The organism is Actinoplanes sp. NPDC051405, from assembly GCF_055586185.1.
The window spans coordinates 491,237-506,246 of sequence record NZ_JBVJIR010000001.1; the positions used below are offsets into that span (position 1 = coordinate 491,237).

Genomic DNA, 15,010 nt, shown 5'->3' on the forward strand with positions numbered 1-15,010 from the left:
GGTTCGGGCTCCCTCGTCAGAGGGACGCGCACACGGCGAACCAGTTGGGCGACCCTAAACGGTAGGGCGCGCTGGCAAAGGTGGATCGTCGTCCGGCGGCATAGACCAGGCCGGTGTTGTAATGATCCTCGGCCCGAGCCGCGCCGAAGTGCGGGTCGAGCCGATCGCCGCTGGCCGTCGTGTCGGCCGCCGCCGAAACACCGCGCCTTATCGGCGGCAGATGAGTACGCGGCCGCTTGTGCTTAAGATCCATGCAAACGATCAGCATCACGTTCCACTCTCGGACGCCCCCACTCTCCTCTGTCCCTCAAGTCATGCCAAGGGCCATTTCCAAGTTCGGTGTGGTGTAATTTTTGCCACCGCAAACGTTCACCGTAAAACCTCGGCGGCAAGCCAAGCCTCTTGCATACCCAGCGCCAAGCCAGTCGAACGCCTCTCTGGCCTTTGCGTAAAATGCTCAAAACATGCCATCCACTGAAAACCCGAAAGACTTCGCCGGTCTCTACATGAGTCAGCCATTCGCGGCTTTCCGCGTCAACGAATCGAACAGCATAGGTCGGAAGCTCGTAGTCCAGAGGCACACTCGGAACTGGTGCGACGAGCTTATGTCGGGGACGTAATCTGGAGGTGGTTGGCGACTCGTACAGCATCAAAGACTGCCTCTTGGATCTCGCCGGATCCTGCACAGCTATACGCACATTGCGTATAGCTTGACTGGAGCGGTTGATGACCAAGACTCTCGCCTCAGCGCCATCAGTTTCAAGCTCACACTCGATCTGCGATGCTCGGGCGTGGACTTTTTGATTCTTCTCCCGCGCTAGCACAGCCACCGCAGCCGCGAATGCAGCCGAAGTCCCTATAGCTGCAACCCAGTCAGGGACATTACCCCAGTCAGTGGGCACGATTAACCTCCGATGCGGGTAGCGTCCATGATAGTCGCCTGATGCAAACCAAAAGCTCGCCGCGAGTCCAGGCTCTGAGCAGAGGCGTCAGCTCCGCGCGTGCGGATAGTTGCAGGGGGGCTGCCGATTCCAGGGGTTCAATTGATTGACATACGCCTCGGGATCAATTGGTCAGCCGGCGAAACGCGTGTCCTCTACCTGAGCCCGCTTGCTGGCGCACTCACATCGGCTACTTGTTGACTGGTGGCACGGCCGCGCCCGGCCAGGCATGGCCGAGGTGACCGGCGGACTCGCTCTCATTTCGGCTGCCCACCCGTTGGTGTGGCTCTCATTTGGCGTGCGGCCTGCCGGTCACCGCGGTGCGGACAGGCTCCAGAGGGGTATGCCCAGCTCAAAGTAGCGATGCCCTCCCCGCCGACAACCACTGTCGCAGCGAGGAACAGGAGTCAGGATGGCTCAGGTCATCATCGGAGTGGATCCGCACAAGCGTTCCGCCACCATCGAGATCATCAACGAGCGAGAGCAAGCCGTCGGGCAAGGCCGCTTCGGCACCGACCGCGACGGCTACCAGGCCATGTTCGCCGCCGGCCGCAAACACAACGACCGGGTATGGGCAGTCGAGGGCTGCAACGGCATCGGCTGGCACGTCGCCCAACGCCTGGTCGCCGACGGCGAGACCGTGCTGGACGTCCCGGCGAAGCTGTCCGCCCGCGCCCGGGTCTTCGCCACCGGCCAGGGCCGCAAGACGGACCCGGTTGACGCCCGCAGCGTCGCCGTGGTCGCCCTGCGCACCACCGGCCTGCGCCAGGTTGTCGTGGATGACACCACGGTGGCGTTGCGGCTGCTGGTCGACCGCCGTGACCAACTCGGCCGGACCCGCACCGAAGTGGTCAGCCGTCTGCATCACCTGCTGCTCGAGCTGGTGCCGGGCGGGGCGAAGAAGTTCCTGTCCGCGACCCAGGCCCGCACTCTGCTCAACACCGTCCGCCCGCGTGACGTCGTCGGCAAGACCCGTCGCTGGTTGGCCTCCGAGCTGATCCACGAACTCGTCGTGATCGACAAGAAGATCAAGATCGCCAACGCGGAACTGACCGAACTGGTCGACACGACCGGCAGCCGGCTGCGGGACCTCACCGGCATCGGACCGTCCGGCGCCGCCCGGCTGCTCGGCGACATCGGTGACATCAACCGCTTCGCCAGCCGAGCGCACTTCGCGTCCTGGAACGGCACCGCACCCATCGACGCCTCATCCGGCGACCAGAACCGGCACCGCCTATCGCGGGCCGGGAACCGGCGCATTAACCGGGCGCTGCACATCATGGCCATCGTCCAGCTCCGCCGCGACACCGAAGGCCGCGCCTACTACCGGCGCAAACTCGCCGCCGGCAAAGACACCCATGGAAGCGCTGCGCGCGCTGAAACGACGCCTGTCCGACATCGTCTACAAGCGCATGGTCGCCGACGCCAAAACGGCAGCGACGGGCTCGGGAGGACAAACGGGGGCGACTCTGCAATCCAGCGCGGACGACCAATACCCCGAGGTCGACACTTCGGAAAAGTCACTTCCCGGACCCGCCACATCCCAGCCTAGAACAACCCCCATGATCAACGCTTGACATAGAGGGGTGCCATGACAGTGCGTCGGGACGGCGCATTGTTGCTGTTGCTGGCGCATTGCGCCGGGCCCGCGCTGCTAGAGCAGTCTGGTCATGGCGAGGTGCTCTTCGCCAAAGTTAGCCATCGTCTGGCTCTCGTGCGGACATGGGACCGTCGCCGCGGCGCAGCCGCCGCTGGAAATCGTCACGGTCCGACGTCTGCCGCCACGCCGGCCGGCGTGGCGGCAGACGCATCCCAATCCAGCTCGCAAAGTCCCGTGCGAGCTGACCGAACGCGTCAGCGGTGTGAGTCCGAAGTTGACCCGGCCCTCTGAGGTTGGGTAGCCCCGGGCGCGACCGAGCAGGCCGACGACGGCGCAGCGGCGGCATGGGGTCGCGGTGCAGCCAGCTCATGGCCAGGTTGACCTGGGTGCGGGCCCCGGCTGCGAAGGTTGCGCCGGCCTTGCAGTCCGGCGTGCTGCGCCGGATGGTCCACCCCCGACTGGGACGACATCCAGGTCAAGGAGGAGGGCGCACGGATCAAGGCCGACCTCAGCAACGGCGCCACCGCCGATCCGGCCATCACGGTGGGCGGCCTGACCGGCAACAACCCGCCACCCGACGACGAGGACGACGCCGAGCCGCCGGAGGAGTCACCGATGCCAGTCAACTCCGACCAGACCGCCCAGATCAGCCGCGCCAGCGTCGACCTGTATCCGGCCGCCGAAGGCACGATCCTGTGCGAGGTGACCGGCAGGCTCGACGAAGGCATGGTCGCCCCCGATTGGGCCGTCACCCGCCTCGGCGCCGAGCCTAATTGGTCCATCCCAGGCGCCGTCACGGGTTGCCGCCGGTGCGCCACTTCACCCGGCAGCCAGTGATCTTGCCTTTGGTCTTCCGGGCCTCGATGGAGGCCATTGCGCTGTCTCCCACCCGACGCGGCAACCCCATGCCGCTGGCGGAAGAGTGCCCAATGGAAGGCGGCGTTCCGACCGCGTTCCCACAGGGACACAGCTCCGGAAACGATTGAGGCCGCCGACCGTATAATCGCTGGTCAGCGGCCCAATGCAAAGAGAGATTTCTGTGTCCGAGGGGGGACTTGAACCCCCACGTCCGATAAAGGACACTAGCACCTCAAGCTAGCGCGTCTGCCATTCCGCCACCCGGACAAGGTGAGCACAGCGTAACCGGTTCGACCTGCGATTCGCATCCGCAAGTGGCCGCCCGGCGGGCTGCACAGGAGAGAAATATACACGCCCCTCCGGCACCCTCACAGGCCACCCCCGGACCGGACATATCGGGACAGCGGGCCCGCTCGTACTGGCGTCGCCGGACGGCAAAGGGCAGCATGGCCTGCGTGTCTCAGCCGTCCCCGCTCTTCGCCGCCCGGCAGCGTGCGCAGGCCCTCGCCGATTCCGGCGATCTTGGCCAGGCGCGCGCTGTGCTCGAGCATGCCGTTGATCTGGGGCGGGCCAATCTCGGTGAGGACGACCCTGACGTCCTGCTGACCGCTCAGCAGCTCGCCACCGTGCATCAGCGGGCCGATGATCCCTCCGGTGCGCGGCGGGTGCTGGAGGAGGCGTACGCGGCCGGGCAGTGGCGGCTCGGGGACACCGACCCGGTCATGCTGGGGATCTCCTTCGATCTGGGCGTCGTTGCTGAGGAGATGGAGAACCGGCACGAGGCCAGGCGCGCGTTCGGCCGGGTGGCCGCGCACGGCCCCGCCGTGCTCGGCGCGGACCACTGGGCCGTCATCCGCGCACGCTCCTACCTGGGGGAAGACCCGCCGACGGTACGCATGGAACTTCCGGCCGACCAGCTGCAACGCTTCCAGGTCCCGCCGCAGCGGCAGGCACCCCAGGACCAGCAGGCACTGGTACGCCCCCAGCAGAGCGCCGTGGCACAGCAGCCCGTGGTGGAGCCCCAGACCCGCTACTTCCCCGAACCCGAGCCAAGCCCGCCACCGATGGCTCACACCTACGGGCAGCCCGCACTGCCCAGCTACGAGCAGCCTCCCGCCGGCGATTCAGCGACCACCGGCCTCCACCCGCACAGCTATGACCCGGCTCCGCCGGGCTACGACCAGACAGCCACGTCACAGTCGGCGCCGCTCAGCTACGGCCAGCCTGCCGCATCATCGTCGGCTCCGCCCGTCTACGGGCAGCCGGTGCCGCCTCCCGTCCCGCCGAGCCGCGCTCACGGCGTACCCCCGGCTTTTGCGCCGCCTGGACCACCGCCGGCCGCGACAGAATTCCCGGGTTATCAGCCCGAGCCCGGCTACTTTCAGCAGAGCCGCTACGACCAGCAGCCCATGCCGCACATCGTCTCCGCGCCACCGATCACCTCAGCCGCCCCAGCGGCGAGCAGCGGCGATTCGTCGTACTCCCGGAAGGCCCCGGCCCTTTTCGCGGCGATTGCCGCGGTCTTCGGGGTGATCATCGCGGTGGTCGCGCTAGTTGTCGTTCTGGCCAACCGGGGTGACGATCCGGCCTCTGATGTGCCAACTCTCTTCGGCCCCGCTCCTAGCGATGTGCGCATGCGTGACTACGGATCGTCGGTCAAGCTGTTCTGGGCTGACCCGGCCAACGGGCGGGCCTCGTTCGTTGTCACCGGGGGCAAGCCCGGGGAACAGCTTCGGCCGATGGGTCAGGTCGGCCCGACCACGACCACGTTCGATCTCAATGGACTGAACGCTGACCTGGACTATTGCTTCGCTGTCGTGGCTGTTTACACCACCAGCCAGTTCTCGACCTCGCCGCAGGTCTGCACCAGCCGCACCCCTCGCTCGGCCAAACCCTCGCCCGGCAAATGATGATCACTCTCGGCGATCATCACTATCCACAACCGTGACTCGCCGGGTGTCCACACCACCCGCCATCCCCCTATGATGGCCTGCGTCCTGAACGGGCGCCGCCGGCAAACGGGGAGGTAGGCAGGCTGTGGCCAGTGCAGATGTCGTGATCGGCCAGCGTAAGCGCCGGTGGCGCAGTCGTGGTGGGCTCGTCACCATGGGCACTGTCCTGAGCCTTGTCGCCGGCCTGGGACTCACCGTCCTCGGCCTGGGCGCCGCCGATCAGGCCGTCGCCAGCTACGACGCCGCTTCCTGGGTGTGGAGCAAGACCAAGAGCGAGGCCGCCCGGATCAACGGTGTCACCGCCCGGGTCGACACCCGCGTCAACGTGCCCAAGGCCCGCGGCCACCAGGTGCAGATCTCGCAGAACGACCGCTTCGTCCTGCTGCGCGACATGCAGACCGGTGTCATCAGCTCGATGGATCTCACCTCCCTGCAGATCTTCGTCGGGCCGGCCATGACCGCCGGCATCGGCGTCAGCGTCGCCCTGCACGAGGACTCCGCGTTCGTGATCGACGCCGTCCAGGGTGAGGTGCGCCAGCTCGACCCGCGCTCGCTCACCCCCATCGGCGAGTCCCTGCGCTACCCGCCCGGCATCACCGGCGGCGTCTTCGACGGCGAGGGCCGCCTGTGGATCGCCGTGCCCAGCGAGGGCACCGTGTCCGCCATCACCGCCGCTCCCCTGCCCGACGGCGGCGCCACCGGCGGCGCGGGCGGCCAGGCCGGCCCGGTGCAGATCCGCACCGAGAACGTCGCCACGCCCAGCCACGACCTTGCCCTCTCCACCCTGGAGACCGGCGTCGCGGTCCTCGACCGCACCACCAACACCCTCACGACCTTCCGCGGCGACACCCGCACCCAGCAGGTCCTACCGCTCAGCGGCCCGGGCACGCTGCCCGAGCACACCGACGGCCTGGTCGTGCCGGTCACCGTCCCCGACGCCCGCCACGTGTACGCGGTGCCGTCGACCGGTGGCGTCGCCGACTTCGTGGTGCCCGGTGACGGCGGTGAGCTCCAGCCGGCCGTCGCCTGGGAGGGCTTCTTCTACGTCGCCGACGAGTCCACCGGCACCGTGCACGTGTTCGACACCGCCGGCCGTGAGCAGAAGAGCATCGCGTTCAAGCAGGCCGGTGGCCCACTGGAGCTCGAGGTCCGCGAGAACTACCTGTTCATCAACGCTCCCGGTTCCTCCACCGCGCGCGTCGTCGACAACGCCCACCAGGTCCGCGTCGTCGACAAGTACGCCGACGACGTCCTCGGTGGCGACCCGCCGCCCACCCCGCCGGACCCGCCGCCGCCCCCGCAGAAGCCGAAGAAGCCCCCGGTCGCCAAGCCGGGCGCGCCCCGTAACGTGCGCGCCGCCGCCGGCAACGCCGAGGCCCGCGTGTCCTGGCAGGCCGCACCGGCCAACGGCGCCGAGATCACCAAGTACGTCGTCGAGGGCGCCGACAAGACCTTCCAGGTCGGGGCCAACCAGCGCTCGATCGACGTCACCGGCCTGACCAACGGCGAGACCTACCGGTTTGCCGTGCACGCGGTCAACAAGAAGGGCGACGGCCCGGCCCGCACCAGCAACCCGGTGCGCCCGACCGCCGAGGTTCCCGACGCGCCCACGGCCGCGACCGCCGAGGCCAAACCCGACGGCACGGTCGCGGTCAGCTGGCCGGCCGCCAACGGCCAGGGCCTGGAGATCGAGCGGTACGCGGTGACCGCCGTCAGCGACGGCACCTCCGCCCCGCTCGGCGAGGTCAAGGGCGAGACGTCCATGACCATCAAGGACGGCGAGCTGGAGTACGGCAAGCAGTACGCGTTCACGGTCGTCGCCATCAACGAGCGCGGCGCCGGGTCCAAGGCGTCACCGATCAGCAACAGTGTCGTGCCGTTCGGCAAGCCGAACCGGCCGGAGAACATCGACGCGGCCACCGTCAGCGACAAGGCCGGCACCATTCAGGTCACCTGGACCGCACCAGCCGAGAACGGCCGCCCGATCACCAAGTACGTGGTCGCCGCCGGCGGGAAGACCACCGAGGTCACCGACGGCACCGGCGTGACGCTCAACGGCTTCGGCACGGGTGAGAACGTCTCGGTCGAGGTCCGCGCGGTGAACGAGGCCGGCGAGAGCGAAGCGGCGACCGCCACCGCGAAGACGCTGCCCAAGCCTGTTGTCACGATCACCGGCTCGTCGGCGACGTTCAACACGGCGACTGTCACGTTCAGCGTGAACGCCGGCGGCGCGCAGGCGACCTGCACGGTCAAGTCGTCCAACGGCGGCGGCTCAGCCTCCGGCGGCTGCTCGAGCCTCAAGGTCACCGGCCTGAAGCCGAGCACGAGCTACACGCTCACGGTGACCGCCAAGACCGCTGCCGGCACCAGCGACGCCCGCACCCGCAACCAGGCGACCGACGCCTTGTTCGGCACCGCCACCTGCAACAACGGCGAGAACGGCGACACCGCGACCTACTGCGACAAGGACCGCGACGGCCGGAACGGCAACGAGATCTTCGCCAGCACGTCCCAGCAGAGCACGCAGGTCGGCTGGGCCAAGCCCGGCACCCGGCTGGAGGCGTACTGCAAGAAGAAGGGCACCAGCATCGACTCCTACATCTACAACAACCACAAGGAGTCGAACTGGTGGGTCCAGGTCAAGTACGAGGGTAAGAACTACATCCCGTTCGCCTGGCTCAACCTCGACGGCGGCGACGACATCAACGACCTGCCCACCTGCTGAGGAACCCCTGTGAGCAACGTACCCCTGCCGCCCCAGCACATCCAGGGCTTCGCCGCCGTCGCGGCGCAGCTCGCCGACCGCATCGGCACGGTGGTGCTGGGCAAGCCCGAGGTCGTCCGGCTCGCACTCACGGCGTTCTTCGCCCAGGGGCACGTGCTGCTCGAGGATGTCCCCGGCGTCGGCAAGACCACGCTGGCCCGGGCGATCGCGGCGGCCGTACGCGGTCAGTGGCGGCGCATCCAGTTCACGCCTGACCTGCTGCCCTCCGACGTCTCCGGCGTGACGATCTTCAACCAGGCCAGCCGCGGGTTCGAGTTCCACCCCGGTCCGGTGTTCGCCAACATCGTCATCGCCGACGAGATCAACCGTGCGTCGCCGAAGACCCAGTCGGCGCTGCTGGAGGTCATGGAGGAGCGCCGGGTCACCGTTGACGGCGTGCCGCACCCGGTGCCGCAGCCGTTCCTGGTGGTGGCCACGCAGAACCCGGTCGAGATGGACGGCACCTACCGGCTGCCGGAGGCTCAGCTCGACCGGTTCCTGGTGAAGCTGTCGGTCGGGTATCCCGCTGAGGACGTCGAGGTGGAGGTGCTGCGCGGGGCCGCGATGCGCTCCCCCGACGCGTTGGAGCCGGTCACCGACACGGCCACCGTCGGGGAGATGGTGCGGATGGCGTTGCGGGTGCACATCGCTGACCCGCTGTATACGTACGCGGTGCGTCTGGCCGCCGCGACCCGTGATCATCCGCAGGTTCGGGTGGGGGTGAGTCCGCGTGGGGTTATCGCGCTGACCCGGGCGGCGTCGGCTTACGCGCTGATCAACGGGCGGGGGTATGTGCTGCCGGAGGATTTCAAGGCGTTGATCGGGCCGGTGTTCGCGCACCGGGTGCTGTTGTCGCCGGATGCTCAGTTGCGCGGGGTGACGGCGGTTGAGGTGTTGGAGGACGCGGTGCGGTCGGTGCCGGTGCCGCTGCCGGACAACCAGCGCGTGGGTGCATGAGCGTCTGCACTGCGCGCAGGTCATGTCGGCGTGGCGGTGGCGTCTGCCGGTGCGCGGAGGGCCTGGGCCGGCGGAGCGGCGACGTCCACCGGCGGCCAGCAGACCGCAACCGGCAGCGTGACGGCTACCGGGACCTAGCCGGCTTTGGCACGCCTGGGTGGATGGAGGCTTCGGCGATTCAGGAGCCGGCGATTTCGGGACATCGGGGCCCGGCGGTAGTGGCGGTGTCGGCGTGAGGCGGCTCGGCGGTGTCACCGCGCGCGGGGCCGGTGTTCTTGTTGCCGCACTGGCTCTGCTTGGTGCCGGGTTCAGGTTCGGGTATCCGGACCTGGCGCTGCTGGGAACCGCTGCTGCCGTCGCGGTGCTCTGCGGGGTTGTCTTCGCTGTGTGGCGCCCGGGGCTCGGAGTCGATCGGATTGCCAGCCCCGACCGGGTGGCTCGGGGCGAGCCGGCCACCATGACCCTGACCGTGCACAACACCAGCAAGCTGCGCGCCGCGAATCTAGTGGCCGCGGATCGGTGCGGTTCTGCGAGTGTGCCCGTTCCCCTGCTGCGGTTGCGGCCCGGGCGCGACACCACCGTGCAGTATCCCGTTCCTACGCAGCGGCGAGGTGTGGTTCCGGTGGGGCCTCTGCGGGTGACCCGGACCGATCCGCTCGGGCTCATGACGTTGTCGCGGACCTACGGCGGGGTCACCAGCGTGTGGGTGCATCCGCGGATTCATCTGCTGCGGGCCGTTCCGGCCGGGATGGCACGCAGTTTGGACGGGCGGATCGACAAGGTGCCGCAGGGCAGCATCACGTTCGACTCGTTGCGGGAGTACGTCATCGGCGACGAACTGCGGCGGGTGCACTGGCGGAGTTCGGCCAAGGTCGGTGAGCTCATGGTTCGTGAGCAGCTCGACACCAGTGAGCCGACGATCATTGTGTTGCTTGACGATCGGGCCGGGGCGCATCCGGACGTTCGTGACGGGACTGCTGACTCGTTCGAGTCCTGCTGCGAGGCTGCGGCCTCGATTGTGGCGGCTGCCGTGCGGGAGGACCTTCCGGTTGCGTTGCATCTGGTGTCGGGGATCGCCGAGGGGCCGTTCCTGGATGTGCTCACCGAGGCTGAGCTGCGGGCCGGCGATCTCAGCCAGACCTTGCGCAGTCTGCGGCAGAACCGGCTCGGGGACACGCTTGTCTACCTGACCGGGCCGGGCGGGCGGGTCGATCTGGGCGCGGTGACCGCGTTGCGAGGGGCCTATCCCGTCGTCATCGCCGGGCTGTTCGGTGACCGGGACGCTGCGCCGGTGTCGGCCGGTGGTGGGCTCATCGTCATCGAGGCCGAGGACGGGGTCCAGTTCGCCGGCGCCTGGGACGGGGTGCGGGGATGGTGACGGCGGCGGAAGATGCCGCTGCGCGACACGCGATGAGGCTCCGATCGACCGCGGACCACTCGGGCGGAGCGCGCGGATGGCGCGATTCTCGCGCGCTGCGCACGAGGCCGCGAACGGCCGCCGACCACTCGGGCCGGGGGCGTTAATGGTGCGGTTGTTGCGGGCTGCGGTCGTACCCGTGGCCTTGGTGATTTTGATCGGGCTTTCCGGGGTGGTGCTCGGGCGGATCTATGCCGACGCGTTGCTGGTGCAGCTCGTCGCGGGCGCGGCGCTCGGGTCCGTCGGGGTCAGTGTGGCGGCGCGGCGGCTGCCGTCGTGGACTATCGCGCCGATGTCGGTGCTGCTGCTCGCCGGGTACACGCTCGGGGCGTTGCGGGTGGCCGCGAACCGGGCCGAGATGACCGGGGCGCTCGGCGGCATTGTCACCGATGCGCTGGTCAACGGGATTCCGCGGCTGCTCACCGCCATGATTCCGGTGGAGTCGACGCCGGACACCGTGGTCGTGCCGGTGGTGGCGGCCTGGCTGGCCGGGCTGGCCGGGGCCGAGGTGGCGGTGCGGTCCGGGCGGGTGCTGCTCGGGTGTGTGCCGGCGGCCGCGCTCTACGGGGGCGCGCTTTACGTCGTCGGGCCCAATGCGGGGACGGCCGGGTGGCCGACGGTGCTGTTCGCCGGGCTGGTCGCCGTCGCGCTGGCGGTCAGTGCCCGGCCGGCGAGCGGGCCGGCGCTGTCCGACGTACCGGCGAACACCCGCGCGGCCGTGCGCGGCCGGGCGCTGGCCGGAGCGGCCGCCGGGCTGGTGGTCCTCATCGGGCTGATCGTCGTGGTCGGGCCGTGGGTCGGCGGCCGGGTCTCCGCGACCCCGGTCGACCCCCGGCGGTACGTCGAACCGCCGCAGGTGGACAGCCTGGACGAGAGTCCGTTGAACCGGATCTCCGGCTGGGCGCTGACCCCGGAACAGAAGCTGCTCGAAGTCGCCCCGGGCGTTGCGGACAAGGGGCGGACGCGGTTGCGGCTCGCGGTGCTGCCCGACTACGACGGGGTGACGTGGCGGGTCGGCGCCACCTACCGCAACGCCGGGCGGGTGCTGCCGGCCGCGACCGTGCTGCCCGACGTGCCGTCGCGGCAGGTCACGCAGGACATCACGGTGGATGAGCTGACCGGGCGGCTCCTGCCGGTGGTCCCGACGCCGACCGGCGTGGACGGGGTACGCGTCGCGTACGACCCGGCGAGTGGCACCTTGATCAGCCCGGAGGGACTGAAGCCGGGGCTGCGGTACACGGTGACGTCCCAGGCGCAGGAACCTGATTTCAACCTGCTGCCCGCGGCGGACTCCCCCACCGGTGATGCGGTGGCGCGTTTCCTGACCGTCGGTGCGGGAGTGCCCGATTCGATCACGCGGCTGGCCGAGCAGCTGTCCGACGGCAACGCCGGATCGTTCGACCGGGCGGCGGCCATCGAGGAGTTCCTGGCCGAGCACTACCGCAAGGTGGCGGACTCGCCGAGCGGGCATGCGTACCCGAATCTGCAGTTCTTCCTGTTCGGGCCGCGGAACCAGGGCGGGCAGCGCGGTACGTCGGAGCAGTTCGCGGCGTCGTTCGCGTTGCTGGCGCGGCTGACCGGGTTGCCGGCGCGGGTGGTGGTCGGCTTCGACGTGCCCGCGGGCGGGGGCACGGTCACCGGTGGTGATGCTGTGGCGTGGCCGGAGGTGTTGTTCGACGAGCTCGGGTGGGTGGCGTTTGATCCGTCGCCCAAGAGTGATCAGCCGCGGCCGGTTGAGGAGGACTTCACGCCGAAGCCGTCGCCGCCGCCTACTTCTGACCCGCCGCCGGCTTCGGAGGCGCCGAGTGCTTCGGCGCCGCCGGTGGTTGCTCAGGCTCCGGCGGTTCGGGGTGGTGGGGCGTCCCGGGTGCTGGTGGCTACCGGGGCTTCGGGGTCGGTGTTGCTGGTGTTGATCGCGGCGGCGGCGACTGTCGTGGTGATGCGGCGGGGGTTGCGGCAGCGGCGGCTCGGGGTGGGGGCGCCGGATGAGCGGATCACTGGGGCCTGGTTGGAGTTCACGGACGCTTTGCGGTTGGCGGGGCGGCCGGTTCCGGGGCATTTGGCGGCTACTGAGGCGGCGGCTTTTGCGGCGTTGCCGCCGGTGCCGCGAGAACGGAAGGCTCGGCGGTTGGGCCGGTCGCGCGCCGCGGCGGAGTCGGGCGGCTCAGGGCCGGGCGGGTCGGGTTCGAGCGGGTCGGGTTCGAGCGGGTCGGGTTCGGGCAGGCCGGGCACGGGTCTGAGTGGGTCCGGGGTGGACTTGGATGGATCGGGCGCGGATTCGCGCACGTCAGGCACGGGCTGGAGCGAATCGGATACGGGTCTGAGCGGGTTGGGCCTGAGCGGGTCAGCTCGGCGGGACGCCGTCGCCGGTCGGGGCGGGAGCGAAACGGGGCAGGGCGGCGTGACCGATGGGTCCGGACCGGGCAACGATGCCGGTCGAGAGCGAGGCGCCGCTGCGGGGTCCGCGTCGGAGACAGCGGGCGGCACTGTCGCGGTCGATGCCGCGTCTGCTGGGTGGCGACCGGAGGATGCGCCGGATCGTGACGGGCTCGGTGCTGTGCGGGCGGCTGCGCCACCTGCGGGCTATGAGATGCCGCCGTTGGATGAGCTTGTGGCCGCGGTCAACACGGTGGGGTTCGCACCCGGGGCGGCTGATGGGCAGCAGGCTGAGCGGGCGGGGCAGCAGGCGGTCGCGTATGCCGAGGCGCTGCGGGCCAAGAGGTCGTGGTGGCGGCGGCTCTGGTGGAGCCTGCACCCGGGTCCGTTGCGCTGGCACCGCGACTGACGCGGCCGGACTGGGGTTCGGGGGCGGCTGCGGAGCCGTAGGGTTCGGTGGGTGACAAACCTGCGGGACTGGCTTATCGGGCTCGGTGTCGCCGTGGCCTGTCTGGTGTTCAGCTGGGCGTTGCTGCTGGTCCTTGCTCGGCGGTTGCCGCCGGGGATTCTGCGGGATCTCGCTGCGTTCATTCCGGACTGTGTCACCACTGTGCGGCGGCTGCGGAAGGATCCTCGGGTTCCGCGGCGGGCTCGGATCGCCATCCTTGTTGCCGGGATCTGGGTTGCCAGTCCGATCGATCTGATTCCCGAGTTCATTCCGGTGATCGGGCCGCTGGATGACATCGTCGTGGTGGCGCTGGCCTTGCGGTACGCGGGGCGGCAGGTGCCCCGGGAGGTGCTGATGGCCGCCTGGCCCGGCGAACCACGACTGCTGGAACGGCTGCTCGGCCCCCGCCGCGATCGAGGCTGAACAGCTGTCGGTCGCTGCACTTCTGCGGGACGTCGAGGTCAATAGGCGTACTCGTCGACGTCCAGCTCAGCGTGGGTCAGCTGGAGGAACGTCAAGGCGCGGGCATTCAGATGCCAGCCCAGCACGGAGGGCTGTTCCAGCGGCTCTGCAGCGGCTTCAACAGGGTGGCCGAGTTCCTCCGCCTTCTCTGCCGGATGTTCAAATACGCGAACGACCTGCATGACCGCTGCGCCCGGCATGCCATCAATCCGGTCGAGCTCGGCCGCCAAGTCGCCGATCGTCTGAGCGTATGCGAACAGCCGATCAACGATGCTGGTGATCTGCTCCTCCACCGTCAGCCCTGGCTTACGGCAAACGATCTTCCAGCTGTGGGAAGCGGGTCGCGCTGGTTTCACATGACGGCTACCTCGGATCACGACCTCATCAGGATCAACCAGCAACCGCGCGGTGATCTCAGCCGCCGACACCTCGTTCGAAGAGAGCGCGAAGTAGACGTACTGGTGCACGAGCATGCGTCGGACACTACTGATGGCAACACCAGCAAGACCTCCCCCCGCACTATCGGAGGCCTACCTGAGGTGGAATTCGTTGCCGTCCGGATCGGCCAGTGCACCGGTCTCCAGGCGAGTGGCGCCGAGGGCAATCAGCTCGTCGGGTGCCGCGGCGGTGAGTTCGAAGCGTTGGCGGTTCGGTTCGGTTTTTGGCGACACGGGCGGGCCGGCCCAGGCGATCTTGGTGCCGCCTTGTGGGGACTGGATCGCGGTCTCCTCGTTCTGGTCCCACACCAGCGGCCAGCCCAGCGCTTCGCTCCAGAACAGGCCCACCTCGCGGCTGCCCTCACACGTGAGCTCGCCGAGCGGGCCGCACCCCTCCAGGTAAGCGTTGCCGGGCTCGATCACGCAGAACGGGTGGCCCGCGGGGTCGGCCAGGACGACGTGTTCCTCCTCCGGCTGCTGCCCGACGTCGAGGTGCCGGCCGCCGAGCTTCAGCGCCGTCGCCACCGTGTGCTGCTCCTCGAGGTCGGCGCTGGTCAGGTGCAGGTGCATGCGGCTCGCTCCGAGCAGGCCCGCGCGGCCCGGGACGAAGCGGAGGCCGAGCTGGGCGTCCTCGCCGGGTAGCAGCAGACCGCCGGCGTCCTCGATGACGTCTCGGCGCAACAGACCAGCCCAGAAGTGGGCCGCCCGGGCCGGGTCGGGTGCTTCCATGGTCACGGCGAGCAGGTGCATCACCAGACCCTAGACAGCGGCGCGACGCAGCACCAACGGGTAATTCAC

General features: G+C 69.2%; 11 protein-coding genes and 1 tRNA gene. 8 read left to right on the forward strand and 4 right to left on the reverse strand.

Annotation, left to right across the window (positions count from 1 at the left end; all coding sequences use genetic code 11):
• Positions 1-16 precede the first annotated feature (16 nt).
• Positions 17-271 (reverse strand): hypothetical protein, encoded by a 255-nt coding sequence (locus ACZ6S4_RS02215; protein ID WP_465473118.1) that lies wholly within the window; start codon positions 269-271, stop codon positions 17-19.
• Positions 272-1,353: 1,082 nt separating this feature from the next.
• Here ACZ6S4_RS02215 and ACZ6S4_RS02220 point away from each other — a divergent pair.
• Complete coding sequence (locus ACZ6S4_RS02220) at positions 1,354-2,493, forward strand: IS110 family RNA-guided transposase (RefSeq protein ID WP_465473119.1); 1,140 nt, start codon at positions 1,354-1,356, stop codon at positions 2,491-2,493.
• Positions 2,494-2,949: 456 nt separating this feature from the next.
• On the forward strand, positions 2,950-3,378 hold the full coding sequence (locus ACZ6S4_RS02225) for a hypothetical protein (RefSeq protein WP_465473120.1): 429 nt from the start codon (positions 2,950-2,952) through the stop codon (positions 3,376-3,378).
• Positions 3,379-3,581: 203 nt separating this feature from the next.
• Here ACZ6S4_RS02225 and ACZ6S4_RS02230 read toward each other — a convergent pair.
• Positions 3,582-3,666 (reverse strand) — tRNA-Leu (locus tag ACZ6S4_RS02230).
• A gap of 188 nt (positions 3,667-3,854) precedes the next feature.
• On the opposite strand from ACZ6S4_RS02230, the gene ACZ6S4_RS02235 reads away from it, so the two are divergent.
• The 6 genes from ACZ6S4_RS02235 to ACZ6S4_RS02260 all read left to right on the forward strand — a co-directional run bounded on the left by ACZ6S4_RS02235 (position 3,855) and on the right by ACZ6S4_RS02260 (position 13,736).
• Positions 3,855-5,309: a fibronectin type III domain-containing protein gene (locus tag ACZ6S4_RS02235; RefSeq protein WP_465473121.1), complete on the forward strand. Its 1,455-nt coding sequence runs from the start codon at positions 3,855-3,857 to the stop codon at positions 5,307-5,309.
• Between the two features lie 196 nt (positions 5,310-5,505).
• Positions 5,506-8,076 carry a fibronectin type III domain-containing protein gene (locus ACZ6S4_RS02240; protein ID WP_465473122.1) on the forward strand — a complete coding sequence of 857 codons (2,571 nt, stop codon included), beginning with the start codon at positions 5,506-5,508 and terminating at the stop codon, positions 8,074-8,076.
• A gap of 9 nt (positions 8,077-8,085) precedes the next feature.
• Complete coding sequence (locus ACZ6S4_RS02245) at positions 8,086-9,072, forward strand: AAA family ATPase (protein ID WP_465473123.1); 987 nt, start codon at positions 8,086-8,088, stop codon at positions 9,070-9,072.
• Between the two features lie 232 nt (positions 9,073-9,304).
• The gene (locus ACZ6S4_RS02250) at positions 9,305-10,450 is read left to right on the forward strand and encodes a DUF58 domain-containing protein (protein WP_465473124.1); all 1,146 of its coding nucleotides are present in this window, start codon (positions 9,305-9,307) and stop codon (positions 10,448-10,450) included.
• 76 nt (positions 10,451-10,526) lie between these two features.
• A complete protein-coding gene (locus tag ACZ6S4_RS02255; protein ID WP_465473125.1) occupies positions 10,527-13,274 on the forward strand; it encodes a transglutaminase TgpA family protein in 2,748 nt (915 codons plus the stop codon).
• A gap of 60 nt (positions 13,275-13,334) precedes the next feature.
• Positions 13,335-13,736: a YkvA family protein gene (locus ACZ6S4_RS02260; protein WP_465473486.1), complete on the forward strand. Its 402-nt coding sequence runs from the start codon at positions 13,335-13,337 to the stop codon at positions 13,734-13,736.
• 38 nt (positions 13,737-13,774) lie between these two features.
• On the opposite strand, the gene ACZ6S4_RS02265 is transcribed toward ACZ6S4_RS02260, so the two are convergent.
• Complete coding sequence (locus ACZ6S4_RS02265; RefSeq protein WP_465473126.1) at positions 13,775-14,248, reverse strand: DUF4279 domain-containing protein; 474 nt, start codon at positions 14,246-14,248, stop codon at positions 13,775-13,777.
• A gap of 57 nt (positions 14,249-14,305) precedes the next feature.
• Positions 14,306-14,962 (reverse strand): VOC family protein, encoded by a 657-nt coding sequence (locus ACZ6S4_RS02270; protein ID WP_465473127.1) that lies wholly within the window; start codon positions 14,960-14,962, stop codon positions 14,306-14,308.
• Positions 14,963-15,010: the final 48 nt, after the last annotated feature.

Bases quoted from the DNA above. Each gene is read 5' to 3' on its own strand.
- ACZ6S4_RS02220 (WP_465473119.1), top strand. From the start codon at position 1,354: ATGGCTCAGGTCATCATCGGAGTGGATCCGCACAAGCGTTCCGCCACC.
- ACZ6S4_RS02240 (WP_465473122.1), top strand. From the start codon at position 5,506: ATGGGCACTGTCCTGAGCCTTGTCGCCGGCCTGGGACTCACCGTCCTC.
- ACZ6S4_RS02255 (WP_465473125.1), top strand. From the start codon at position 10,527: ATGGCGCGATTCTCGCGCGCTGCGCACGAGGCCGCGAACGGCCGCCGA.
- ACZ6S4_RS02265 (WP_465473126.1), bottom strand. From the start codon at position 14,248: ATGCTCGTGCACCAGTACGTCTACTTCGCGCTCTCTTCGAACGAGGTG.
- ACZ6S4_RS02270 (WP_465473127.1), bottom strand. From the start codon at position 14,962: ATGCACCTGCTCGCCGTGACCATGGAAGCACCCGACCCGGCCCGGGCG.